The sequence below is a fragment of the Nonomuraea turkmeniaca genome (assembly GCF_005889735.1).
GTDB classification, from domain to species: Bacteria; Actinomycetota; Actinomycetes; order Streptosporangiales; family Streptosporangiaceae; genus Nonomuraea; species Nonomuraea turkmeniaca.
Window position 1 is genome coordinate 1 of the sequence record NZ_VCKY01000156.1, and the last position, 24,541, is coordinate 24,541.

18 protein-coding genes are annotated in these 24,541 nt (G+C 71.0%); 8 read left to right on the top strand and 10 right to left on the bottom strand.

Annotated elements, in window-relative coordinates; genetic code table 11:
• Window positions 1–3 precede the first annotated feature (3 nt).
• A complete protein-coding gene (locus ETD86_RS35630; protein WP_138671046.1) occupies window positions 4–1,131 on the bottom strand; it encodes a LacI family DNA-binding transcriptional regulator in 1,128 nt (375 codons plus the stop codon).
• A 497-nt stretch (window positions 1,132–1,628) separates the two neighbouring features.
• Between ETD86_RS35630 and ETD86_RS35635 the strand changes: the two genes are divergently transcribed.
• Window positions 1,629–3,131: a glycoside hydrolase family 43 protein gene (locus tag ETD86_RS35635; RefSeq protein WP_138671047.1), complete on the top strand. Its 1,503-nt coding sequence runs from the start codon at window positions 1,629–1,631 to the stop codon at window positions 3,129–3,131.
• On the opposite strand, the gene ETD86_RS35640 is transcribed toward ETD86_RS35635, so the two are convergent.
• Window positions 3,119–7,612: a caspase, EACC1-associated type gene (locus tag ETD86_RS35640; protein ID WP_138671048.1), complete on the bottom strand. Its 4,494-nt coding sequence runs from the start codon at window positions 7,610–7,612 to the stop codon at window positions 3,119–3,121. The genes ETD86_RS35635 and ETD86_RS35640 overlap by 13 nt on opposite strands.
• Before the next feature lie 173 nt (window positions 7,613–7,785).
• Window positions 7,786–9,033, bottom strand: a complete 1,248-nt coding sequence (locus tag ETD86_RS35645; protein WP_138671049.1) for a C39 family peptidase — start codon at window positions 9,031–9,033, stop codon at window positions 7,786–7,788.
• Between the two features lie 190 nt (window positions 9,034–9,223).
• Between ETD86_RS35645 and ETD86_RS35650 the strand changes: the two genes are divergently transcribed.
• The gene (locus ETD86_RS35650) at window positions 9,224–9,907 is read left to right on the top strand and encodes an adenylate kinase family protein (protein WP_138671050.1); all 684 of its coding nucleotides are present in this window, start codon (window positions 9,224–9,226) and stop codon (window positions 9,905–9,907) included.
• Here ETD86_RS35650 and ETD86_RS35655 read toward each other — a convergent pair.
• Window positions 9,846–10,607: a class I SAM-dependent methyltransferase gene (locus ETD86_RS35655; RefSeq protein ID WP_170223435.1), complete on the bottom strand. Its 762-nt coding sequence runs from the start codon at window positions 10,605–10,607 to the stop codon at window positions 9,846–9,848. The genes ETD86_RS35650 and ETD86_RS35655 overlap by 62 nt on opposite strands.
• Before the next feature lie 180 nt (window positions 10,608–10,787).
• Here ETD86_RS35655 and ETD86_RS35660 point away from each other — a divergent pair, with 180 nt between their 5' ends.
• Entirely contained in the window at window positions 10,788–11,825 is a 1,038-nt protein-coding gene (locus ETD86_RS35660; protein ID WP_170223436.1) for a CARDB domain-containing protein, read from the top strand.
• Here the strand turns inward: ETD86_RS35660 and ETD86_RS35665 are convergent.
• Window positions 11,808–12,266 (bottom strand): Lrp/AsnC family transcriptional regulator, encoded by a 459-nt coding sequence (locus ETD86_RS35665; protein WP_138671053.1) that lies wholly within the window; start codon window positions 12,264–12,266, stop codon window positions 11,808–11,810. The two genes, ETD86_RS35660 and ETD86_RS35665, sit on opposite strands and share 18 nt — an antisense overlap.
• 159 nt (window positions 12,267–12,425) lie before the next feature.
• On the opposite strand from ETD86_RS35665, the gene ETD86_RS35670 reads away from it, so the two are divergent.
• Both ETD86_RS35670 and ETD86_RS35675 read left to right on the top strand, forming a co-directional pair.
• Window positions 12,426–15,809, top strand: coding sequence for an indolepyruvate ferredoxin oxidoreductase family protein (locus ETD86_RS35670; protein ID WP_246148694.1), 3,384 nt, complete (start codon window positions 12,426–12,428; stop codon window positions 15,807–15,809).
• Complete coding sequence (locus ETD86_RS35675) at window positions 15,806–16,936, top strand: acyl-CoA dehydrogenase family protein (RefSeq protein WP_138671055.1); 1,131 nt, start codon at window positions 15,806–15,808, stop codon at window positions 16,934–16,936. The genes ETD86_RS35670 and ETD86_RS35675 overlap by 4 nt, the downstream gene beginning before the upstream one ends.
• Before the next feature lie 634 nt (window positions 16,937–17,570).
• On the opposite strand, the gene ETD86_RS35685 is transcribed toward ETD86_RS35675, so the two are convergent.
• The 4 genes from ETD86_RS35685 to ETD86_RS55725 form a co-directional block, all read right to left on the bottom strand.
• Window positions 17,571–17,873 (bottom strand): SDR family NAD(P)-dependent oxidoreductase, encoded by a 303-nt coding sequence (locus ETD86_RS35685; protein ID WP_138671057.1) that lies wholly within the window; start codon window positions 17,871–17,873, stop codon window positions 17,571–17,573.
• A 244-nt stretch (window positions 17,874–18,117) separates the two neighbouring features.
• The gene (locus tag ETD86_RS35690) at window positions 18,118–18,729 is read right to left on the bottom strand and encodes a hypothetical protein (RefSeq protein ID WP_138671058.1); all 612 of its coding nucleotides are present in this window, start codon (window positions 18,727–18,729) and stop codon (window positions 18,118–18,120) included.
• A 63-nt stretch (window positions 18,730–18,792) separates the two neighbouring features.
• Complete coding sequence (locus tag ETD86_RS55720; protein ID WP_170223437.1) at window positions 18,793–19,098, bottom strand: NucA/NucB deoxyribonuclease domain-containing protein; 306 nt, start codon at window positions 19,096–19,098, stop codon at window positions 18,793–18,795.
• Window positions 19,099–19,366: 268 nt separating this feature from the next.
• A complete protein-coding gene (locus tag ETD86_RS55725) occupies window positions 19,367–19,645 on the bottom strand; it encodes a hypothetical protein (RefSeq protein WP_170223438.1) in 279 nt (92 codons plus the stop codon).
• Between the two features lie 138 nt (window positions 19,646–19,783).
• Here ETD86_RS55725 and ETD86_RS35700 point away from each other — a divergent pair, with 138 nt between their 5' ends.
• A complete protein-coding gene (locus tag ETD86_RS35700; protein WP_138671060.1) occupies window positions 19,784–22,348 on the top strand; it encodes a winged helix-turn-helix domain-containing protein in 2,565 nt (854 codons plus the stop codon).
• Here the strand turns inward: ETD86_RS35700 and ETD86_RS35705 are convergent.
• Window positions 22,336–22,638, bottom strand: a complete 303-nt coding sequence (locus ETD86_RS35705; RefSeq protein WP_138671061.1) for a hypothetical protein — start codon at window positions 22,636–22,638, stop codon at window positions 22,336–22,338. The genes ETD86_RS35700 and ETD86_RS35705 overlap by 13 nt on opposite strands.
• A 117-nt stretch (window positions 22,639–22,755) precedes the next feature.
• Between ETD86_RS35705 and ETD86_RS35710 the strand changes: the two genes are divergently transcribed.
• Both ETD86_RS35710 and ETD86_RS35720 read left to right on the top strand, forming a co-directional pair.
• Window positions 22,756–23,676: a zinc-dependent alcohol dehydrogenase gene (locus ETD86_RS35710; RefSeq protein ID WP_211370524.1), complete on the top strand. Its 921-nt coding sequence runs from the start codon at window positions 22,756–22,758 to the stop codon at window positions 23,674–23,676.
• 673 nt (window positions 23,677–24,349) lie between these two features.
• Window positions 24,350–24,541 (top strand): AAA family ATPase (locus tag ETD86_RS35720; protein ID WP_246148697.1); only part of this gene is annotated, 192 nt, incomplete at its 3' end.

Sequence of the window (24,541 nt, forward strand, 5' to 3'; positions counted from 1 at the left end):
GGCCTACGGGCGGCGGGCCGGGGGGCGTACGGAGTCGCGGACGACGATGTGGGTGCCGAGGACGACGTGCTGGCGGTCCTGGCGGTTCAGGGCCAGGCGTACCGCTGTCCGGCCCAGCTCCTCCGTGGGAATGTGGACGGTGGTCAGGCTGGGGGTCAGGTCGGCGGCGAAGGGGATGTCGTCGTAGCCGGCCAGCGACACGTCCTCGGGTACGCGCAGTCCGGCCTCGCGGAGGGCGGCCAGGACGCCGATGGCCACCATGTCGGTGGCGGCGAAGACGGCGGTGAACTCCGTGCCCAGCGCGATCAGGCGGCGGGCCGCGTCGTAGCCGTCCGCGCGGTCGAAGCCGGCCGGGACCACCAGGTCCGGGTCGTGCGGGACGCCGAAGGACTCGTGTGCGCGCATGAAGCCGCGTACCCGGTCGAGTCTGGTCGTGCTGAGGTCGTCGGCGGTGGCGCCTACCAGGGCGATGCGCCGGTGGCCCTGTGAGAGCAGGTGGCTGGTCATGGCGTACGCGCCGCCCTCGTTGTCGTACTCGACCACTGTGGTCGGAACGTCCTCGCCGAGGGGTGGGCGCCCGCACAACACGAGGCGGGAGCCGGCCTTGTCGAGGGCGTGGGCGAAGTGCGACATGCGCTCGCGGTAGGTGTCGTCCAATGTGCCGCCGCCGACCAGGATGACCGCGTCAGCCCGCTGCTCGCGCATGGCCTCGACGATGGCCAGCTCGCGGGCCGGGTCGCCGTGGGTGGTGCACACCATGCACAGCCTGCCCTCGGCGGTGGCCTGCTGTTCGACGCCCTTGGCGACGTGGGCGAAGGAGGGACCGGTGACGTCGTCGAGGACGAACGCCACCATCTTCGTGCTGGCCCCGGACAGGGCGCGGGCGTGCACGTTGAGCACGTAGTCGAGCTCCCGCATGGCCCGCACCACTCGTGCCCGGGTGGCCTGGGCGACCGGGTAGTCGCCCTTGATCACGCGGGAGACCGTGGTGGCCGACACCCCGGCCCGTGCGGCCACGTCGCGGACGGTGACGCGCTCGTCCGTCGCGCCCCCTTCTTTGGGGCTCTTAGGGCTTACTTTTCGCGACAAGGCCGGCCCTTCATGGTCGTCGACGACAGACAGGCTGAGCATGGGAGGTCCGCGATCTCAACGCAGTCTATGGCGGGAGAGATCTGCTCGGCATCCTCATGCGGGTACGCTCGGTTCATGGGACCGCCGGCAGGGTGAAGTCGTCGGTGTCGTCGGCGCTGACGGTCCATCAGGCCGGTCCCGCCGATGTCGTCGTGGGTCGCCAGGTGCGGGAGCCGGTGGGCAGTGGTCGGCGGCATGACGGTGCCGGCCAGGCTCTTCGGCCGCCGCATGAGTGCCGGGCGACCGTGCATCGCGCGCGTGGCGGACAACGCCTTCGGGTGGTGGTGCACAGGCGAGATCCTCCAGGGCGGCTATAGAAACCGATACCTACCGTACGGGCGAGGCGCTCCCTGGTCAACGGGGTCGGGGTGGCTGCATATCAGCAGGCGAAGCCATTCCGATGATTCGAATGTAACGTATACATCACGCGTTCTTGTGGCCGACGACCCACTGCCCGTAGCGTTCGCGGCGACCGGTTTCTATCAATGGAGGCAGCCATGACACGGACGGCCATCCGCAACCCCGTCCTGCCCGGCTTCCACCCGGACCCGTCCATCCTGCGGGTCGGCGCCGACTACTACCTGGCCACCTCGACGTTCGAGTGGTATCCGGGCGTACGCGTCCACCACTCCCGCGACCTGGTCAACTGGCGCCCTCTGGGCGGCATCCTCACCGACCGCAGGCTGCTCGACCTGACGGGTGTGCCGGACTCGGGCGGCATATGGGCGCCCGACCTCACGTACGCGAACGGCCTGTTCCACCTCGTCTTCGGCGTCATGGACAACTACGCCCACGGCTACAAGGACATCGCGAACTACCTGATCACCGCACCCGCCGTCGAAGGCCCGTGGTCGGACCCGGTCAGGCTGCCAGGACGCGGGTTCGACGCCGCGCTCTTCCACGACGACGACGCCACGTACCTGCTCAACATGGTCTTCGACTCGCGTCCGGGACGCGGCTTCGCCGGGATCGAGCTCCAGCAGATCGACGGCGGCGGAGCAGGCAAGCCGCGGCTCATTCTCGAGAACCGGAGCGTCACCGAGGGACCCCACATCTACAAGATCGACGGCTGGTACTACCTGATGGTGGCCGAGGGCGGCACCGGCTACGAGCACGGCGTCAGCGTGCTCAGGTCCCGCACGCTGGACGGGCCGTACGAGCCGGACCCGGCCGGCCCGATGCTCACCTCCCGCCACGACCCCGGCCTGGAGCTGCAGAAGGCCGGGCACGGCTGTCTGGTGCAGACCCAGGACGGCGAGTGGTACGTCGCGCACCTGGTCGCCCGCCCCTACACGACGCGGGGCCGGTGTGTGCTGGGCAGGGAGAGCGCCATCCAGCGGGTCGAGTGGGTGGACGGGTGGCCGCGCGTCGCCGGAGGAGTGCCTGCCGTCGAGGTGCCCGCGCCTGCCTTGACGCCGCACCCGTGGCCGGTCGCGGAGCGCGAGCCCGCCGAGCTCCACTGGAGCACCCTGCGCCGCCCCGCTTCGCCCGACTGGGTGAGGTTCGACGGCGACCGGGTGACGATCTCGGGCGGGCAGTCCCCGTACGGGCTGCGCGCTCCCAGCCTCGTCGCCCGCCGGGTCACCAGCACGAAGTGCGCGTTCGAGACGAACGTGACGTTCGAGCCGGACAGCGTGCACCAGTCCGCCGGGGTCACCGCCTACTACAACTCCCGCAACTGGTACCACCTCGCGCTCACCACGGACGGCCTGATCCTGACCGGCAGCGACCAGGGCACGCGGACCGTGCATTTCACCGGGGAGCCCGCGACGCGGCTCGGCGTCGAGTTCGACGGTCCGGTGCTGCGCTTCTCCGCCGACGGCCGCCCCATCCCCGTGGAGCTGGACGCCACGATCCTGTCCGACGAGCACGCCGACGAGATCATCGGCGGCCAGATCAGGGCCTTCGGCTTCACCGGCGCGTTCGTCGGCCTGTGGGTGCAGGACCTGGCGGGGGAGGGGGGCGTGGCCACCTTCTCCGACGTGACCTACGAGGTCTGACAGGGCAGGGTGTAGGGGCGGCCGGGGAGGTGTTGCGCCCACTCCTCCCGGGTGATCGACATGCCCGACGACTGGCAGACGCTCTCGCTCGCCTGCTCCACGTTCAGCCCCCACAGCTGGGTGGCCAGGTCGGACGTGCCGGCCAGGACGGTGCCGTCCGGGCTGAACTCCACGTCGTTCACCGCGCTCGCGCCGCCGAGCACCGCCCACAACGACGGGCGGGCGCCGTCGGCGACGTTCCACACCCGGATCGTGCGGTCGCGGGAGGCGGTGGCGAGCGTGCGGCCGTCCGCGCTGAACGCGACCGCGGACACGTCCGCCACATGCCCCTGCAGGGTCGCCACACGCTTGGGCTGTTCGGGGCGGGTGACGTCCCACAGGCGCGCCGTGCCGTCCGAGGCCGCCGCGGCCAGGGTCTTGCCGTCCCGGCTGAACTGCAGGTCGAGCACGCCGCCCGGAGCGGCGGCGAACTCGCCCAGCCGGCGCGGCTGGGCCGGCTGGGACACGTCCCACAGATGTACGGCGGCGGTGCCCGAGCCGGTCGCGAGGACCTTGCCGTCAGGCCGGAACGCGGCCACGTCGAGCCGGTCGTCGGCGACGCCCGGCGTGGCCACCCGCTTGGGACTGGCAGGCGTGGACACGTCCCACAACATCGTCCTGCCGTCCCGCCCGGTCGTCACCACGAACTTGCCGTCCTGGCTGTACGCCGCCGACAGCAACCCGCCCGTGTGCCCTTGAAGCGTCGCCACGAATTTCGGATTGGCCGGCCGCTCGACCTGCCACAACCGGGCTGTGCGGTCGAGCGACGCCGACACCGCGTAGCGGCCGTCCGGGCTGAACGCCACCGCCACGACGGCGTCGGTGTGCCCGCGCAGCGTCGAGATGGGAGTGGCCGACGCGGGGTCGGAGACGTCCCACAGCTTGACGGTCTTGTCGTCGGAGACGCTCGCCAGCGTACGGCCGCCCTTGGCGATCGCCACCCCGTTGACCAGCGCGGTGTGCCTGGCCAGCCGGGCGCGGGCGGCGACCTTGGCGGGGTCGGCGACGTTCCACACGCGGGTGGTGCCGTCGGCGGACGAGGTGGCGAGGTTCTGGCCGTTCGGGCTGAACGCCACCCCGGTCACCGCACCCGCGAAACCGGTCAGCGTGGCCGCCGGCTGCGGGTCGCTCGGGGTCGAGATGTTCCACAGCCGGGCGGTGCCGTCGGCGGAGGCGCTGGCCAGGACGTTGCCGTCCGCGCTGAAGGCCACGTCGCCGGCCGCCTGCGCGTGCCCGGTCGCGGTGCCGGTGAGCTTGGCGGTGGCGATGTTCCACAGGTGCAGCGCCCCGGTGCTGGAGGCGGTGGCGAGGCTCTGGCCGTCCGCGCTGAACGCCACGCTCCTGACGCCGCCGCCGTCCGGCGCCGTCAGCACGGCCAGGCTGCTGGGCTTGGCCGGGGTGAGCACGTCCAGCAGCGCGACGCCGGTGGACGAGGTGACCGCGACCATGCGTCCGTCGGGGCTGAAGGCCACCTCGGTGGGGTCGGCGGTCGGCTTGAGTACGGCGACCGGTTTCGGCTTGGCGGGGTCGGCGATGTTCCACAGGCGCACCGACTTGTCGGCCCCGGCGGTGGCCAGCAGGTCGCCCTTCGGGTTGAGCGCCACCGAGACCACCGGCTCGCCGTGTCCCGTGACCGTGGCCAGGGCCCGCGGGCGGGCCGTGTCCGAGACCTCCCACAGGCGGGCCGTCTCGTCCGCTGATCCGGTCACGAGGATCTTGCCGTTCGCGCTGAACGCGGCCGCCGTCAAGCCCCTCGTGTGGCCCTTCACGATGCCCGCGCTCTTGGGACGGAGGGGGTCGGCGACGTTCCACAACCGGGCGGTGTAGTCGCTGGAGACAGTGGCGAGCACGCGCCCGTCGGGCCGGTACGCCACCCGCTCGACCGGGGCGGTATGGCCGATCATGCGGGCCGGGAGCGGGCGCGACAACATGCCGAGAAGCGCGCCGCGGGCCTCGGGGGTGGCCGAGACACGATACGCGCTCAGGGCCAGCTGGGCGGCGAGTGAGCTGTCGGGCAGGCTGTTGGCGGTGGCGGCGAGCTGGCGGGAGAGCGCCTGGTCGCGTTGGCCGGTCGCCTGCTTGGCCTGGGTCGACGCCTGGCTGGACTGGACCAGGGCCAGCACGCCGCCGGTCGCGGCCAGGAGGAGCAGCACGGAGAGCGCGGCGATGACGGCCCGGCCGATCAGTGCCCGACGGCGGTGCCGTTGTACCGAGGCGTGGAGGAACGCCTGCTCGACGGGCGTGAGCGGTCCGTCCGCCGTGACGTGGCCGGTGGCCCCGGGGCGCCCTGGGATGCCGTGGGCCGGAGCGGGTGGGGCCGGCGACCCCGGGCCGCCCGCGGTGGCGGCCATGGCTTCGGCGGCGGCCAGGCGGCTGTCGGCGTAGAGGTAGGCCGGGTCCTGGCCGTCGCGTTGCCAGGTCGCCGCGTCCTCCGACAGGCGGCGGCGTACCAGCAGGGTGGCGCGTTCGGCGTCGATCCAGCCGCCGAGCCGGGGCCAGGCGCGGATGAGCGCCTCATGGGCGAGCTCCGCCTGGCCCCCGGCCACCGTGACCAGGCGTGCCCTGCCGAGCTCGGCCAGCACCTGCCCGCCGACCGATGGTGCGTCGGGAGCCAGCTCGGCCAGCGGGACCCGCCGCGCCGTGCCGCCGATCTGCTCGTCCACGCGGACGAGCCGGACCAGCAGGTCGCGGGCCACCGGCTCGAACTCCGCGCCCAGCCCCCTGAGCGTGTCCTCCGCGCTCATCGCCAGCGCCCCGGTGACGCCGCCCCCGCTGCGGTAGCCCGCCATGGTCAGCACGCCGCCGGAGCGCCGTTGCCATGTGGCCAGCAGGGCGTGGGAGAGCAGGGGCAGCGGCCCGCCCGACCGCTCCAGGGCCGCCTCGTGCGCCCGCAGGTCCTCCATGATCAGGTCGGCGACCCCGGACTCCACGCCGAGGCCGGACCGGACGGCCGGCTGCTCGATCGCCGCGCGGAGCTCGGCCGCGGTCATGGGCGTGACGACCTCGGGCCGCCGCATCGCCTCCACCAGCCCCGGGTACGCCGCGCAGCGCCCGAAGAACTCGGCGCGCACCGCGATCACCACGGCCGCCGCCCGCGACAGCTCGGCGAGCGCCTCGACGAACCGCGCTCGCGCCGCCCCGTCGGGACAGGCCGTGAACACCTCCTCGAACTGGTCCACCACCAGCAGCACCCGCCCGGGCAGCCCGCGCCGTGCCCCGCTGGGATCGGACTCGATGATCGCGCGCAGTCGCGCGGGGTCCCCGCCGGCGAGCTCGGCCAGCTCGCGGGCCAGCGTGCCGAGCGGGTCGGCGCCGGGCGCCAGCACGACGCACGACACGTCCTCCTCCCGCCGCAGCGCGGGAATGAGCCCGGCCCGCAGCACCGACGACTTCCCGCAGCCCGACGGGCCGGTGAGGATGAGCGGGCCGCCCGCGGCGAACGCCTGCGAGCCGATGACGACGGGCGGGCCGCCCGTCCTGAGCGCCTGGCGGACCCGCGTGCTCAGCGACCTGGTCAGCTCCTCGCGCCCGAAGAACAGCTCGGCGTGCTCGGGACCGTACGCCGCCAGGCCGCGATAGGGGCTGGACAGGTCGCCGGGCGAGCTCATCGGCGGGCCCGAGCGGTTGGGCGGCCCCTCGTTCGCGGGGTTTGTGGCGAGCGGCGCCCGGTCGCCCACGTCCGTGGCCTGCCGCCGTGGCTGGGGGAATCCGGCGCTGGGCAGGGTCCGGGCCAGCCGGTGGTAGACGTGGTCCAGAGTGAACGCCGGCGGGCCGTCCGCCTCGCCCTCGTTCAGCAGCCTGATCAGCGCGCCGCTGAGCGCGGTGTGCCGGACGCCGGGCAGCGCCCAGGCATTGTCGTCCCTGCTGGTGGAGGCCAGCACGTACGCGCTGCGCCCCATGCCCTCGAAGATGCGGTCCGCGGCCTTCGCCGGCACGGGCCGCCCGCCGCCGGTGAAGCAGCAGTCCAGCACCACGATCACCAGGTCGGCCGGGGACGAGGACAGGATGGTGCGCACCATGCTGTAGGGGAGCGCCTGGTAGCCGGGCACGCCTTGGCCGAGGTCCACGGTGGCGCGGGTGGCCAGGTGCAGCTCGCCGTCCGGGGCGAAGACGCCGTGGCCGACGTAGTAGAACACCAGGACCGACGTGGCCTCGCGCGCGGCCCGCTCCAGGGCCTCGCCCAGGTTGGCCGGGGTCGCCGGGTCCAGCAGCACGGTCACATTGGCCGGAGCCAGGCCCGCCCGCTCCACCAGGCACTGGGACACGTCGTTGACGGTCGCCGGGACGGCGAGGACCTGCGGCAGCCGCGACTCCGGGCGATGCGCCCCCGTGCCCGCCACCAGGACGCGTACGCCGTCGGATGACAGGAGAAGGGGCGGACCGTTCCACTTGGGCCGCACCAGCCGCGTCATCTCCAGTGACGCAGATTCGTCCTCGGTCATCCGGCGCTCCACGGCGTGGTCGGCCACAGTTGTCGAGGTTGTAAGGGTACGGAACTCTCGGTCCTGCGTCGAGTTGAGCCGATCTCCGACGCCATCGGGCCCCGGTGAGGCGGGGCGTCGCGGAGGCCCGCGGCGACCGTGAGGACGCGGATCGCCGCAGGCCGGTCGCGAGGTCACCAGTTGGCCGGCAGCCCCGGGGTCGTGGCGGGCAGGGCGTGGCCCGGCGGGTGGATGACGTACGCGATGCCGCCGCTGCTGGAGCTGCGCAGCCAGACGTTCTCGAAGTCGGCCCGCGGATAGACGCGCCGCACGGCGTCGTTGCTCGACGACGCGGGATCGTTGGCGATCACGTCACCGGTCGCCGTGAAGCCGATGATCGTCATGAGGTGCCCGTTGGTGCCATACCCGGCGCCCGGCAACTCGCTCTTCTTGAAGGACTGCGAGGTGATGACCGGCACGCCCGCCTTGATCAGCTGCTCCAGCTCGGTCAGCGACCGCAGCCGGGTGACGAACCCGTCCATGCCGTACCGGCCCGCGTAGGCGGTGTTGAACGGCCAGTTGCCCGCCCCCTGGTAGGCGTGGTCGTAGGTGTAGCGGGCCGCGTAGTCGACCTCCGGATTCGGGTCGGACGGATCGACCCACGCCGTGTCCTGCGCGCTCGGCCACTCACCCCAATAGCCCAGCACCATCGTGGTCGAGGTCGGGCTGCACCACGCCTCGCCGCCGCCGTCCCACTCGGGGTAGTGGCCCTCGTGCACGTTCTGGGAGCGGCGCGGCACGTTCAGCTCCGTCCCCCAGACGCCGCCGCCCGGGCTGACCGGCACGGTCTTGCGTTCGGGCACGTTGGAGGCCATGGCGCCGGACGTACGCACCCGCGGCGTCACCGACGAGCCCGGCGTGCGGTAGAGCGTGAGGCGCAGTTGGTAGGCGCTGATCTGCTTGCCCGCCGCCGCGACGAAGGTGTCCACGGCGACCGTGCCGTCGGCGTCGCCCTGCCCGGCCACGGAGGTGCGCCGGATGTCGCCCTCCGCGTACGCCCAGCGGCCCAGCGAATACCACTTCGTCAGGCCCTCGGCGTTCCTTGCACGGGTTTCGACCTGCAGCCAGCTGCCGGGAGGCAGGTCCGCGGTCCAGGAGGCGATCAGCTCGGTCGCGGGGAAGCCGATGGCCCGCTCGGGGCCTGTCCAGCGCGCGTACTCCCAGGTCTTGGTGCCGAGCGCGTCGGTGTAGGAGGTGGTGCCGGCGGCCGAGCCGAACGACAGGCCGTCGCCGGCCATGGTGCCCTCCGGCGTGCCGGCCGAGAAGTCGGCCCGCTGGAAGACCACGTCCGCCGGCGCGGCCGGGGCCGGTTTCGCGCTCGCGGGCGGGGCAAGGGTCATGATCATGACGAGGAACGACAGGAACGTGGTCAGCGCACGCATGGACCCACCTTCTCGCAGGGCGCTCGATGGGGCCCGAGAGTAAGCACCGCAGGCATACCAGGCATCGGCAAATCTACGTATCGCCGCCCTCGGCGGTGGCGGGGGCACACCAGGCGGCTTCTCCGGCACACGGGGCAGATGGGAAGGTGACGATGCCCGAGGAATGACCAGACCGCGAAAGCGAAGAGACATGCGGAAATATGTGATCATGGGAGTGCAGGGCAGCGGCAAGGGAACGCAGAGCAAGCTGCTCGCCGACGATCTGGATCTCGTGCACATCAGCGTCGGCGACATCTTCCGCTGGCACGTCAAGAACCACACCAAGCTCGGCGCCCAGGTGCGCCGCGTGGTCGCGGCGGGGGAGCTGGTGGGGGACGACCTGGTCGAGGACGTCGTCAGGGACCGCCTCCAGTTGCACGACTGGAACTACGGATTCGTCATCGACGGTTTTCCGCGCAACCGGCGGCAGGCGGAGTTCTTTCTGGAGAGCTACGACATCGACGGGGTGATCCACCTCGACCTGCCCGATGAGGAGGTGCGCCGGCGCGTCCTGGCCCGGCGGCTGTGCTCGCGGTGCGGCATGGACTACAACCTGATCGCGCACCGGCCGGAGGACGAGGGGCGGTGCGACGTGTGCGGCGGGGAGCTGGTGAGCCGGGAGGACGACAGCCCCGACGCGCTGGCCCGGCGGCTGCGCGACTACCACAACAAAATCGATCCGGTGATCGAGCTTTTCCGGCGCAAGGAATATGTGATGGCGGTCGACGCCCGGGCCGACAAATACACCGTCCAGCAGACCATTCGCGACCGTTTCAACCTGCCGCCTTTCGACCCGTCGCCTCGCGCTGATCGGGTGTACGAGTCACGTGCTTGACGCACCTCATGACGAGGAACACGGGGAACCTGGCGGCGTCGGTGCGCTTCGCCGCCCACTCCTGGGCGGGCTCGGGCTCGGCCATCTCGTCCAGCCAGAGGCCGTGGCCGCGGAAGGTGTTGACGTACGTCGAGAGTGTGCGGTGGTTGGCGCCGACCTGGCGGCGCAGGGACGAGAGCTCGCCGTCGGCGCGCCACCAGCCCTCCGTGTGGTAGCCCGCGTCCCCGGGCCACGAACCCGAGACGCCCCGGCCACCAGGAAAGCACGGGTGCAGGATCGAGCACACGAAGAGGCCCCCGGGGCGGAGGGCGCGGGCGGCCCCCGCGACCGCGCCTTCGAGGTCGTCGATGTCGGAGAGGCCGAAGCTGCAGACCACGGCGTCGAAGGGTCCGGAAACGCCGGGGACGTCGGCGCTGGTCACGTCGGCGTGGATGTAGTGGATGCCGAGCGGCGAGTCGAGCTCGGCGGCCCTTGCCTTCTCGATCAGGGCTGATGAGAGGTCGACGCCCACGACATCGGCGCCACGGCGGGCGAGCGCGCGGCTGATCCGGCCGTGGCCGCAGGCGATCTCCAGGACTCGGCGGTCCGCGATCGGCTCCAGCAGAGCGAGCAGGCGGACGGAGGCGGGGTCGTCGACGGCGTCCGTCCAACCGGCCGCGTAGAAGTCGGCGACGTCGTCGTAGCGGGCGGCACCTGGCATGTTCCCCGACACTACGCGGCCGGGCATGCCGTGTCCGGGGTGTTCGTCGAGCGCGGAACACCCCGGATGGCAAAGGATCCGTCATCGCCGTGCACGCTTCTGGCCTGATCGCCGTCTCGTGGTGTTCGCGCGGTAGCAGGATCGCTCCCGAGTCGAGTCGGTGCGGGGGCTGAAATGGGCGTGGCCGGGATTGCGGCGGTTGTCGCGCTCGCGGCGATGGGGGGCGGCGGCTGGGGGAGCCGTCCTGCGGCCGCCATGCCCGTCCCTGGTGCCGAACTGCGGATCAGCCAGGCGGTCGCCCCTGACCCGATGATCGTCGGCGGGGTGTCCGTCTACGCCGTGACCGTCACCAACGCCGGCGGCCAGGACGCCGAGGACGTCATGATCACCGACACCCTCGCCGACCAGATCGTCACCTGCGGCGGGCCGGGCCTGGTCATCCCGCCGGGACACAGCACGGTCTACGAGATCCCCGTCACGATCGACCCTTCGCTCCCCGACGACACGGACATCGTCACCCGCGCCCATGTGACCGCCTCGAACGCGACGGACGACACGGCGGAGCTGATCAGCCGGACCCGGACGATGACCGATGTGGAGGTCGAGACGACCGGCCCGGCCAGCGTGAACGAGGGCGACGGCATCACGTACCGGGTGAGGGTCCGCAACAACGGTCCGTCCCGCGCGGCCGACGTCACCGTGCGGGACTCCGCCGGCGGGGATCGGACGACGGTCACCGGCCGCCCGCACGAATGCCCGGCCGCGACCTGCTCGCTCGGGACGCTGGCTCCGCACGAGAGCAGGACGCTCGCCTTCACCGCGAGCCCGGACGCCGCCGGCGAGATCGCCAACTGTGTCACCGTCTCCACGGTCAGCCGCGAGGAGAGCACCGCGAACAACCGCTCCTGTACGTCCACCGCCGTCGAGCCGGTCGCGAGTCCCTCCCCGGTGCGCACGCGTACACCCGTCCCGGCGGAAACGCCTCAGGCGGCCTCCCACGCGGAGCCCCATCGCCCGCGGAAGGAGCCGCGCGTCCACGCCACCACCGGTCCGTACGAGCCCAGCCCGGCCCCCGCCGGCGACAGGGCGGCACACGACACCGTCCCCCTGACCGGCGTGTCGTTCTGGCTGGCCGGCCTCGGCGTGCCGGTGCTGCTCGCGGTCGGCCTGCTCGTCCGCTGTTTCTCCCGCCGGGAACGATCAGGAGGGACGGCTTGACAGCGCCTCCCGCGTCCACGACCCGAGCACCAGCAACGTCTTCGTGCCGGTCACGTTCCCGGCCCGGCGCAGCCGGTCGATGACCTGCTGGAGATGGCCGAGGTCCCGCACCCGTACGTGGATCAGCGCGTCCGGATCGCCCGCGATCGTGAACACCGCCTGCACCTCCGGCACCTCTCTCGCGGTGCGGACGATCTCGCTGACCGGCGTCGTGCCGGGATAGCGCAGCTCGGTGAACGCCTCGATGCCCCACCCGAGCTTGGCGTAGTCGATCTCGACGGTGAAGCCCTTGATCACGCCGATCTCGCGCAGCCGGTCCACCCGCCGCTTGACCGCGGCCACCGACAGCCCCACCAGGTCGGCCATCTCCGAGAACGTCCTGCGCCCGTCCTCCCGCAGCAGCCGAAGCACGTGGTGATCGATCGCGTCCACGTCAGGCATGCCAGATCCCCTTCCTCAGGCGCAAAGAACACCAGCCATCTCGGCGGAACCCTCATATTGTTTGCGTCTTCGGGGCACCTTCTCATCTAATACTTGCGAATGTCCTGCCCACGTTGCTGTGCTGTGAATCACCACGTACGAAGCCAGGAGGAGATACGCGTGAGCGCGGTTCCCGCCCCCGTGTCGCTCGACGACAAGTACACGGCACTCGACGGCAGGGTGCTCATCTCCGGCATCCAGGCCCTGGTCCGGCTGACGCTGGAGCAGCGCCGCCTGGACCGCGAGCGCGGGCTGGACACGCGGGTGTTCGTCACCGGCTACCAGGGGTCGCCGCTGGGGGGCGTCGACCTGGAGATGGGACGGGCGGCGCGGTTCCTGGACGAGGCGGGCGTGGTGTTCCAGCCCGGGCTGAACGAGGAGCTCGCGGCCACGTCGGTGGCCGGCACCCAACTGCTCGACCAGGTGCCGGGTCGCCGCCACGAGGGCGTGACGGGTTTCTGGTACGGCAAGAACCCCGGCCTGGACCGGGCAGCCGACGCGATCAGGCACGCGAACACGGCCGGCACCGCACCGCGCGGCGGCGCCGTGGCGTGGATCGGCGACGACCCCGGCTGCAAGTCCTCCACGTTGCCCAGCTCGTGCGAGCCCATGTGCCAGAGCCTGTCCCTGCCGCTGCTGGCGCCCGGCTCGGTCGCGGAGATCATCGAGTTCGGGCTGCACGCGGTGGCCATGTCCCGTGCCACCGGCCTGTGGACGGGACTGAAGATCGTCGCCGACATCGCCGACGCGTCCGCCACCGTGGACCTCGGCCCACTGCGGACGGGCATCCCGATGCCCCCGGACGGCCGGAGCGGGGCGGCCCCCATCCTGCTCGGCCCGGCCGCGCTCGACGCCGAGCACGACATGCTCACCCGCCGGCTCGACCTGGCCCGCGAGTACGCCCGCACGCACGGGCTCAACCGGGTGATGTCCGGCGCGGGCAACACCGCTCTGGGCATCCTGGCCTCGGGCACCACGTACGCGGTGGTCCTGCGCGCGCTGGCGGACCTCGGCCTGGACGAGGCGGCCATGGACGACCTGGGTGTACGGCTGATCAGGCTGGCCATGCCGTTCCCCCTCGACCACGCGGACCTGGCCGCCATGACCGCCGGCCTCGACCGGGTGCTGGTGGTCGAGGACAAGGTGCCGTTCCTGGAGGGGCAGGTCAAGCAGGCGTTGTACGGTGGCGAGCGGGCGCCGGCCGTCGTCGGCAGGGAGTTGCTGACCGCGCGCGGCACGCTCGGCGCGGAGGACGTGGCCAAGGCCATCGCCGCCTGCGTGGGCGCGGACCGGCTGCCGCGACGGACGACCGTCACGGTGGCCAAGAACCGCTCGCTTCCGCTCGTCGCCGCCCGTACCCCCTATTTCTGCTCGGGCTGCCCGCACAACACCTCCACCCGCACCTCCGACAACACGCTGGTCGGCGTGGGCATCGGCTGCCACGCGATGATCGCGCTGGACGGGCACGGGCGCGGCACCCAGGTGGGCCTCACCCAGATGGGCGGCGAGGGCGCCCAGTGGATCGGGCTGGCGCCGTTCACCGAAGACCGGCATTTCGTGCAGAACCTCGGCGACGGCACCTTCCACCACTCCGGCTCCCTGGCGATCAGGGCGGCCGTCGCCGCCGGCGTGTCGATGACGTACAAGCTGCTCTACAACGACGCCGTCGCCATGACGGGCGGCCAGCGGGCGGAGGGCCGGCTCGACGTGCCCGCGCTCACGCACGAGCTGGCGATCGAGGGCGTGCGCCGCATCGTGATCACGACGCCGGAGCCGGAGACGTACCGGGGGGTGCGGCTGGTCTCGATCGCCTCCGTACGGCACCGCGACGATCTCGCCGCGGTCGAGAAGGAGCTGGCCGCGCTCGACGGCGTGACCGTGCTGATCCACGACGACCGGTGCGCTGCCGAGGAGCGGCGGCTGCGTAAGCGCGGCAAACTGCCCACCCCGGTCGAGAAGGTCGTGGTGAACGAGCGGGTCTGCGAGGGATGCGGCGACTGCGGCGACGTCTCGACGTGCCTGTCGGTGCAGCCGGTCGAGACCGAGTACGGTCGCAAGACCCGCATCCACCAGGCGTCCTGCAACTCCGATTTGAGCTGCCTCAAGGGCGATTGCCCGTCGTTCCTGCTGGTCGAGCCGGGCACCCCTGCCGCTCCCCAGGCACTGCCGCCGCCACCTGTGGACGAGCCCGCCGGCAGGCCTGCAGAGGCGCTGATCAGGATGCCCGGCATCGGCGGCACCGGCGTCGTGACCGTCTCGCAGATCCTGCAGATGGCCGCCCACCTCGACGGGCTGCACGCGGCCGGGCTCGAGCAGACCGGTCTGGCCCAGAAGGGCGGCCCTGTGGTCAGCGATGTGCGGATCTCGCCGCGCCCGGTCGAGGGATCGGTACGCGCCTCGCACGGCCGCGTCGACGTGCTGATCGGCTTCGACCTGCTGGGCGCGGCCTCCGACGCCAACCTGGCGGTGGCCACGCCCGAGCACACCATCGCCGTGCTGAACACCTCCGTCGTGCCCACCGCCGCCATGGTGACCGGCCGCATGCCGGTGCCGGGGCACGCCGCCGCGGTCGCCCGCGTGGAGTCCGCCACGCTCCGCACCCAGTGCCTGGATGCCCACCAGCTGGCCGAGGCGCTGTTCGGCGACCACATGCCGGCCAACCTGGTGCTCGTCGGCGCCGCGTACCAGCACGGCCTGCTGCCGATGTCGGCCGCGGCCATCGAGGAGGCGATCCGGTTGAACAGGGCCGCCGTCGAGCAGAACCTCGCCGCCTTCCGCTGGGGCCGCGCCGCCGTGGCCGACCCCGAGGCGGTACGCCAGGCGGTCGTGCACGACTCCGACGAGCCCGTCGAGAAGCTGGACGACGTCGTGGCCATCCGCGTCACCGACCTGACCGGCTACCAGAACGCCGCCTACGCCGCCACGTACGCCGACGACGTGCGCCGCTTGACCGGCCTGGCGATCGAACGGGCCGGCGAGGAGGCCGGCACGGCGATCGCCCTCGCCTACGCCCGCGGGCTGCACAAGCTCATGGCCTACAAGGACGAGTACGAGGTCGCCCGCCTCCACCTCGACCCCGCCGAGCAGGCCAGACGGGAACGCGAGTTCGGCGCGGACGCGGTCGTCACCGTGCTGCTGCACCCACCGGCGCTGCGCGCGATGGGCATGAAGCGCAAGATCAAGGTACGCCGCTCGGCCGGAGTGCTGTTCCGCGGGCTGCGTGCCGCCCGGGTGCTGCGCGGGACGGCGTTCGACGTGTTCGGCCGGGCCCAGGTGCGGCGCGTCGAACGGGAGCTGGTGGGCGAGTACCGCGACCTCGTGCGCGCCGCCCTGACCAGGCTCACGCCCGCGACCGCCGACACCGTCGCCGAGATCGCGGGCCTGCCCGAGCTGATCCGGGGGTACGAGGACATCAAGCTCGCCCGCGTCGCCGAGTTCCGCGAGCGCGCCAGGACCACCCTGGCGCGACTGGGTGAGCCCACCATGAGCCAGGAGGGATCGTGACCGTCGACCGCCTGCTGCCCGACCAGGACGCCAAGGACCTCATCGAGCTGACCCGCGAGATCGCCGACAAGGAGCTCGCGCGGCGGGTCGACGAGCACGAGCGCGCCGAGACGTACCCCGAAGGGCTCTTCGGGGTGCTGGGCGGGGCCGGGCTGCTCGGGCTGCCGTACCCCGAGGAGTACGGGGGCGGCGGGCAGCCGTACGAGGTGTATCTGCAGGTCATCGAGGAGCTGGCGATGCGGTGGGCGGCCGTGGCGGTCGCGACCAGCGTGCACACCCTGGCCTGCTTCCCCGTGTTCACGTACGGGACGGCGGAGCAGCGGGCGCGCTGGCTGCCCGGCATGCTGGCCGGGCAGCTGATCGGCGGCTACAGCCTGTCCGAGCCGCAGGCCGGCTCCGACGCCGGTGCGCTGACCTGCAAGGCCGAGCGGGTCGCGGACGGCTACCGGATCAGCGGGAACAAGGCGTGGATCACGCACGGCGGCATCGCCGACTTCTACGCCCTGTTCGCCCGCTCCAGCTCCGGCATTTCCTGCTTTCTCGCGCCCGGCGCCGCTGACGGGCTCACCTTCGGCCGGCCCGAGGAGAAAATGGGCCTGCACGCCGTTCCGACGACCACCGCCCATTGGGACGGCGTGGTCCTGGAGCCGGACCGGCTGATCGGCGACGAGGGGCAGGGCCTCCAGATCGCGTTCAGCGCCCTCGACTCCGGCCGGCTCGGCATCGCCGCCTGCGCGACCGGCCTGGCCCAGGCCGCGCTGGACGAGGCCGTGGCCTACGCCAAGGAGCGGAAGACGTTCGGCAAGCGGATCATCGACCACCAGGGGCTCGGATTCCTGCTGGCGGACATGGCCGCCGCCGTGGACAGCGCGCGGGCGACGTACCTCGACGCCGCCCGCCGCCGCGACGCCGGCCTGCCGTACAGCCGCCAGGCCAGCGTGGCGAAGCTGGTGGCGACGGACGCGGCGATGAAGGTGACGACGGACGCGGTGCAGGTGTTCGGCGGGTACGGGTACACGCGGGAGTTCCGGGTCGAGCGCTACATGCGCGAGGCCAAGATCATGCAGATCTTCGAGGGCACGAATCAGATCCAGCGGCTGGTGATCAGCAGGCACTTGGCCAAGTAGCCTCTGACATGCATAAACCCCGCTTCCCTGCGCTGGGAGGCGGGGTTCTCTGTGTGGGGATCGAGTGTCTAGATGATCACAGTTCCGTGACGGATGCTTGGCGGGCCGCTGATAGTTGCCCTGTTCGACCGAGCTTGCAAAGGTTGAGGCCGTGACGATCGCAGACTTCGGCGCCCAACGTACGTGGTCGGGGCGATCGGCTGCCGCGACCCTACTCCGGAGGGCCTTGCCATCGAGCACGATGGGTACAGGTACTACATCCGTAGATTTCTTGGGATGGAATGACCGCGTCGGCGGTAGTGGCTGAGTTGCGCCCGGTGCTGGTGAAGGCGGCGGTAGTAGGACCAGCCCAGGACGTGGTCGATGGCGCTGGCGGTGGGGATGAAGAGCCGGGCCAGGACGTGGCAGATCTCGATGACGGATGGGTCTTTCGAGGCGAGGGCGCGGTGCGGTGCGCGTTGTCTTTCCCCTGGTCGTCGGTCGCGTCGTCGTCGCCCTCGGCGGCATTCGGGTCGCGGATGGCGCCGGGCGCGAGGTTCGGGCATGGCGAGGGTGTAGGCGCCGTGGACGCCGAGACGGGAGTGGACGACTGTCCCTTTCTCCCGTACCTGATCTGCCCCCTATGGGCGGCCTCCTACTCGCGCAGCGAATCGTCCGGTTCCCGCATCGCCGCCTTGCCGGCGACGAACGCCGACCAGCGGGGGACCCCGGTCATCCCGGGCGAGGCGTTGACGAAGACCACATGCCCCCTGGACCTTCGCAGCGCGGGCAGTGCCAGCCGGACCAGCTCGGCGGTGGAGGCCACGTTCACCGCCATCGTCCGCCGCCACGTCTCCGGGCCGGACCTGGCGACGGCCGCGATGGGCGAGAAGCCCGCGCAGTAGACCAGCGCCGTGCCGATCCTTCCGGTGGCCCCCGTCAGCAGCACATGTCCCATGACGACTCCCTCCTGAAAGCGATCATGGCGACGATGGCCCGTCCGCAGCGATCAGTTCCCGGGATCGCACGACGGGTCCGGAGCGCTCGAACGCAGCCCGCTCTGCGGCGGGTGGCTGAGCCCGCGCCTCCGTGTCCTCGCCACTCTCCGCGAGGGCGCCGGGGCGCGCCGGCCGACCGGACCCGGCAGGGCGGACCCGGCAGGGCGGACCCGGCAGGGCGGACCCGGCAGGGCGGGCGGGGGCTCAGCCCTCCCATTGTTCCGGCCAGGTCCCGTCTGGGATGCGATAAAGGCTCCGCGTCGCCGCGAACCACTCCCGGTCGAGAAAGCGTCCCGAGATCCTGCCCATCATGGACAACATGCGGTGCGCATGCCGTTCGAGGTCCAGATCGTCGAGCAGCGCGAGCCCGCCCGCATAGCGCCGGTAATCGGGCAGGAACATCGGCCCGCCCTCTTCGAGCGGTGGCTCGGCATCCCCGAGCCGCTCGCCGTCGTAGTAGACGTACATCCCTTCCAGCTCGTACCGGGCCTCGTCGTAGCGGATCTCGAAAACGCGCCGTTTCCCGAGGTTGCGGATGGCGGGATGGAAAGGATAGAGGCCAAAGGCGAGAACGTGCGTCCAGCCGGGGGCGTGCGGGCCGATCCACACGGTGTCCGCGGGCCGCCCCTGGTACATCTCGACGAGCGTCTCGCGATCGCACTCCAGCCTGGTGCCCGGGTCCACCCGCAGCAGCCTGGCCACCTCCTCCCGGTCGTCGCTCTCGACCCAGAGGCCATGGAAGTAGTACGAGAGATTATGCTCGGCCAGCAGCTCCCACTGATCCTCCGCGGGAAGCGCCCGCTCCGGAATCGTCATCTCCTCATCCCTGCTCAGGCGGGTGGAGCGCCGGGCCGCCGGGCAGCCCGGCGCTCTGCGCCGCTAGTCTACGATCTTCACCCAGAAGGGGCTGTCGCTGACCTTCGTGGGAGTATTCTCCGGGTCATAGGTGATGAGCCGGTACTGGCCGTAGAAGGCCTGCAGCGCATCGCCGTGGTTCTCGTTATAGCTGGTGTGCACCGCACGGACGGAATAGTGAATCTTGTCCAGGGCGGCCCCTTGCTCGGTGGAGGCGAAGGGATATTCGTCGCACTGGAGCGCACCGGCGTGCGTGGCCGCGTACTGCTCCTTGAAGTAGTACTGGCAGTAGTTGCCGTACGGCGTCAGGGAGAAGGCGTCCTGCGGCACGTAGATGGGGTGGCCGCCGAAGACCTTACGGTTGGCGCGCTCGTTCTTGTCGGCTCCTCTGCAGAGCGGCTGACCCTCGTCGGTGGTCGGCGCCTTGTCGTAGTTACCTGCGATGATTTTCTTCAGCTCGTTCCCCAGGGGCCCTCTGACCGGCGGATAGTTGTTGTTCCTGCCGTTGGTCGTGTCCCCTGGGCGGTACGGCGGAAAGGCGGATGCGTTCTTGCTCTGATCCAGGGCGTCGGCGATGTGGTCGATGACGGGCAGGAAGTTAGGAGAAGACGTCGCCGGGGTGCAACTGGGCCACCAGCTGCGCGGGGATGCGCAGTTGCGGGGGGAACAGGTAGGTCCACGCCGCAGGCTTGCGCTTCTTGACGCCGCTGCCGTCGTCGTCCTCCTCCCAGCCCGCGTACCCGATGTAGGCGGTCCAGCAAGAGCTGTAGGGCTGCTCCTGCGAGCTGGAGTAGGAGTCGACGAACCTGGGCGCCTTCTCGGTGGCGTGACAGGTCTCCAGCGACGGATGCCGGTAGTCGAAGTTGTCGGTGGCCACGGCGGCGGGGGAACGTCACCTCATCATCAGGGTGATTAGATCTTGACTATGAGACCTGACGACGGCGCCTTCCGCATTCGCCTGGGTGGACTCGTGCCGCGACCGGCCTTATTCGGACGGCTCGCAGCCGCAGGTCGGGTGACCGTGATATCGGCGCCGGCCGGTAGCGGGAAGACGGTCCTGGTCCAGTCGTGGATCGATGAAGCGAGCATCAATGAGCGGGTCGCCTGGATAGCGGTCGGACACGACGAACATGACCCACAGCGGTTCTGGCTGTCGGTGCTCGACGCGCTCCGTGGGACGATTCCGGGGTCGGCGCTGGTGCGGGCGCTGACGGCGGCGCCCGATCTGGACGGCTGGGGAATCGTGGAGCGCCTGCTGACCGACCTGGCGTCCTTGGCGGACCGGATCTGGCTCGTGATAGATGACGTGCACGAGCTGGGCTCGGCCGAGGCGCGCCGGCAACTTGAGCTGCTGCTGATGCGCGCACCGTCCGCGTTGCGGTTCGTTCTCCTCACCCGGCAAAATGTGCGGCTCGGATTGCACCGCCTGCGGCTGGAGGGCGAACTTACCGAGATCAGGACGGCCGACCTGCGCTTCGCACTGGAGGAGACGCGGAAGCTGTTGGACGGCGCCGGGGTGAGCTTACCCGAGCCGGCGCTGACGCTGCTTCGGGACCGCACCGAGGGCTGGGTGGCGGGGCTGCGCCTGGCTGCATTGTCGCTGGCCGGACATGAGGCCCCGGAGCGGTTCGTGGCCGAATTCTCCGGGAGCGAACGGACGGTGGCCGAGTACCTGCTGGCCGAGGTGCTGGAGCGGCAGACCGGCCACGTGCGGGAGCTTCTGCTGCGGACCTCCATCCTGGAGAAGGTGAACGGCGAGCTCGCCGACCTGCTCACCGGTGGCAGCGGCGGAGAGCGCATCCTGCAGGACCTGGAGCAGGCGAACGCCTTCGTGGTCTCCCTGGACGCAACGCGGTCATGGTTCCGCTACCACCAGCTGTTCACCGACCTGCTGCGGTTGGAGTTGCGCCGCACCGCGCCGGGTGAACTCACCGCACTGCATCGGACAGCCGCCGGATGGCTCGCCGCGCACGGGCACCCGGTTGGCGCGATCCGGCACAGCCAGGCCGCCCAGGACTGGAACCTGGCCGCCCGGCTGCTCGCCGATCACTGGCCCGTCCTGTGGCTCGATGGTCAGGCCGCCACCACCCGCGACCTGCTCACGGGATTCCCCGACGACGTGGTCGCAACCGACAGCGAACTCGCGGCCCTGTTCGCCGCGGAGGAACTCGCGCACGGATCAGTGGAGGCCGCGCAGCGACATCTCGGCCTGGCGGAGCGGAACTCCACGGCCGTGTCCGCCGAACGGCGCGAACACGCGCGTCTCCTGCTCGGGATCGTCCGGCTGATGCTGGCCCGCCGGCGCGCGGACCTGCCGGCCGCGGCCGAGCAGGCACGAAACCTGCAGGAGATGGCCGCGGCCCAGAACACCATGCGGCCCAGGCTCGGCGAAGAGCTGCGCGCGCTCGCGTTGATCAGCTTGGACAGCACCGAGTACTGGATGGCCGAATTCGCGCAGGCACGGCGGCACCTTGAACTGAGCCGCGCGCTGGCCCAGCGAATCAGGCGACCGTATCTGGAGTTCAGCAGCCTCGCCTACCAGGCGGCGAACGAGTTCTTCCTCTCGTTCGAACAGGCGGCCGACCACGGCATGCAGGCGGTGGACCTGGCCCAGCGGCATGGCTGGACCGAGGAGCCGGCGGCTGGGGTGGCATACATGACGCTCGGGGCGGTACGCGGATGGCAAGGACGGCTGGACGAGTCGGAAGCCTGGGTCCAGCGCGCCGAACGCACCCTCGTGGCCAACGCTCAGCCCCTGGCCGGGATAGGGATCTGCCTTGTCCGCGCGATGCTGGAGATGGCACGCGGTCGGCACGTCGAGGCACTGGCCGCTTTCCAGGCGGCCGAGCCGCTGTCCGAACTGCTGGCCGGACCCAACCCGATGGGCATGGCGATGCATGCGTTCCGGCTTCAGGTTCTCGTGCGTTCCGGCGAGACCAAGCGCGCCGCGCAGGCCCTCGCCGACCTGGACCAGCACCATCGGGACCGCGGGGAGATGCGGATAGCGCTGGCGATGCTGCGGCTCACCCAGGCCGACCTACGGGCCGCGACCGCCGCTCTCGCGCCAGTCCTGGACGGTTCCGCATCGGTGCCCTGGCCGGACTGGCTGGAACAGGCGTTTCTGCTAGAGGCGATCGCCAGGGACAGGCTCGGTGACTTCGGCGCCGCCGAGCGCGCCCTCGAACGCGCACTCGATCTGGCCGAATCGGGCGGCGTGTTGATCTGGTTCTTGCTGCAGCCGACGCAGGACCTGCTCAGCAGGCACAGCGCACACCGCACCCGGCACGCTTCCCTCATCACCGAGATCCAGAGCCTGCTCGCCGGAAGAAGCCCCGCCCTCGCGCGGACCGCGCCCCAGCCGCCGCTCGAGCCGCTCAGCGACAGCGAGATCCGTGTGCTGCGCTACCTGCCGACCAATCTGTCGGTACCGGAGATCGCCAACGAACTGTCCCTCTCGCCGAACACCGTCAAGACCCACACGCGCAACCTCTACCGCAAGCTCGGCATCAACCGCCGGGCCGAGGCAGTCGCCCGCGCCCGCGCCCTAGGCCTGCTCGCACCGCTCGCTCACCGCCGCTGACCCGGACAGCTTCTTACGGAGCCGCGGGAGGTGATGCCGGGCTTGTCGAAGATGTTGCGCAGGCGCACGTCATCGATCACGAGCCAGATCCGGTCCGCCAAGGGCGCCAGGTCGGTCAGCAGGCGCTCCACGATTCCCCAGCCGTCCAGATCGGGCGCCGCCGTCAGCGCCCGCACCAGCGCCGAACCGGAATCGTCCCACGAATGCGGCGAGCACCGACAGCCAGAAAGGCCGGTCGCGGCACGAATCCACCCAGGCGAAATGCGGGCGGCGCCGTCGTCGGGTCTCATAGTCCGGATCTAATCACCCTGATGAGGTGACGTTCCCTCACCCTGTCACCCGCCAGGTTGAAGCACGAGGACCGAGACGGCGGTTGAAGAACGGGGGGACGCAACATGTACGCGGTAGTGAACACCGATGACGGAATCCGCACCATCGAGGTCGATGAACCTGGTGGAGCGGGGGTACGGCTCTCGGTCGCCGCCGCCGGGATCTGCGGCACCGACGTCATGTTCGTCAGCTTCGGCGTCACCAGCTTCATCTATGGCCATGAATTCGCCGGAGTGGATGACACCGGCAACGGCTATTTCGTCGAACCGAGCATCTACGGTGGGGAATGCGCGGAATGCCGTGCCGGCAATCCACAGCGGTGCACTGAAGCCGGCCACGGAACTCTCGGGATGTACCGAGATGGCGGCCTTGCCGAAGCGGTCGTGGTGCCGGAATACACATTGCTGGCCCTGCCCGCGCAGCTGGACGTTAAGGACGCATGCTTGATCGAACCTGGCGCCGTCGCCTGGCACGCGGTGCGCCGCGCGCAGGCGCAACCCGGGGAGCGCATTCTCGTGGTCGGCGGGGGGTCGATCGGGCTCCTGGCAGGCGCAGCGGCCCAGCACCAAGGATGGGACGTCGATGTGGACGCCCGGCACAGCCATCAGCTGACCGCCGCCGAGCGACTTGGACTCGGCCGGCCGAGCGGGACCTACGACGTGGTGATCGATGCGGCCGGCAGTGAGTCGAGCCTGGCTCGATCCGCGGACGCCGCACGTCCGGGAGGCCGGATCGTCTCCTTGGGCGTGTACCGGACGACGCTGCCGATCCCGGGGACCCAGAGCCTGGTCAAGGAGCTGACCTACGTCAACAGCATCGCCTACGGCAGGCACGAGGGGGTCCGCGAAGTCGAGGAAGTGGCGTCCATGTTGGCCAAGAAACCCGAAATCGCGGAGACGATCATCACGCATCGGTTCCCGATCCAGGAGGCTCGGGAAGCGTTTCGCGTTGCGGCCGACCGCGGAGCCGGCGCGATCAAGGTGGTCATCGAGCCCTGATCAGGCGCACGGGCTTGGGACGGACTCACCGGGGCGACGTGGGCCGCCGGACTCGGCCAGCCGATCTCACACGAGCCGGTCCAGACCGCCACTGCCGTCACGGGAAGTGGCGGCTGTTCCGGACCGCCCGACCGCGAGCTACCCGTGATGAACGGTCCCTCACTCGGACAGGGTCGCTCGGCGTGCCGCCGCCGACGTCAAGGCCGACCTGGCTCACCGGGGGACAGGGAGTCCAATCAACCGGGCGTCCGCATCGCGAGCCCGGCGTTCATGGGGTGGCGGGAGCAATTTGGTTGTTGCGGATGTGTTCGCCGGCTGACCCAGGTGCCGCAGCCTTCGATGTTGCGCCGCGACGGCGGGCGTATCCGGATGGCGAAGAGGGCCTGGACCGGGCGTCGGATCGCGGCGCAGGTCAATGTCGAGGATCGCGCCGCGGATGATCTTTCGCTGGCGCAGGGCGCGGGTGCGGTCGAGCGCCGTGGTCGGTGAGACGCCCCCACGGCCGCGGCGAGCTCGCGGTTGGTCTTCCGTGCATCTGACTGCAGTTCCCGCTTATCAAGTTCGTCCGTGACCGCCCGTCCGAGAGCTCGGCCCGGGCATTCAACAGCGGTATCGATCGGCTGTTCGGAGAGGGGTTTGGGGTATGTCGTCGGGGAGTGGTCATGGGTCCGGGTTGCTGGGCTGGCGTCTGCAAGCGGCGCGGGAGATGGCGTTTGTGGGGCGGGGGGAAGAGTTGGCGGTTTTCCGTGCGGCGTTGTATGGCGGTGGTTGCGGGGTGGTGAGTGTTGTGTTCGTGCATGGTCCGGGTGGGATCGGGAAGTCGGCTTTGTTGCGGCGGTTCGCTGAGCAGGCGGTGGTGGCGGGG

Bases quoted from the DNA above. Each gene is read 5' to 3' on its own strand.
- ETD86_RS35630 (WP_138671046.1), bottom strand. From the start codon at position 1,131: ATGCTCAGCCTGTCTGTCGTCGACGACCATGAAGGGCCGGCCTTGTCG.
- ETD86_RS35635 (WP_138671047.1), top strand. From the start codon at position 1,629: ATGACACGGACGGCCATCCGCAACCCCGTCCTGCCCGGCTTCCACCCG.
- ETD86_RS35640 (WP_138671048.1), bottom strand. From the start codon at position 7,612: ATGACCGAGGACGAATCTGCGTCACTGGAGATGACGCGGCTGGTGCGG.
- ETD86_RS35645 (WP_138671049.1), bottom strand. From the start codon at position 9,033: ATGCGTGCGCTGACCACGTTCCTGTCGTTCCTCGTCATGATCATGACC.
- ETD86_RS35650 (WP_138671050.1), top strand. From the start codon at position 9,224: ATGCGGAAATATGTGATCATGGGAGTGCAGGGCAGCGGCAAGGGAACG.
- ETD86_RS35655 (WP_170223435.1), bottom strand. From the start codon at position 10,607: ATGCCAGGTGCCGCCCGCTACGACGACGTCGCCGACTTCTACGCGGCC.
- ETD86_RS35665 (WP_138671053.1), bottom strand. From the start codon at position 12,266: ATGCCTGACGTGGACGCGATCGATCACCACGTGCTTCGGCTGCTGCGG.
- ETD86_RS35685 (WP_138671057.1), bottom strand. From the start codon at position 17,873: ATGGGACATGTGCTGCTGACGGGGGCCACCGGAAGGATCGGCACGGCG.
- ETD86_RS35690 (WP_138671058.1), bottom strand. From the start codon at position 18,729: ATGACGATTCCGGAGCGGGCGCTTCCCGCGGAGGATCAGTGGGAGCTG.
- ETD86_RS35705 (WP_138671061.1), bottom strand. From the start codon at position 22,638: ATGAGACCCGACGACGGCGCCGCCCGCATTTCGCCTGGGTGGATTCGT.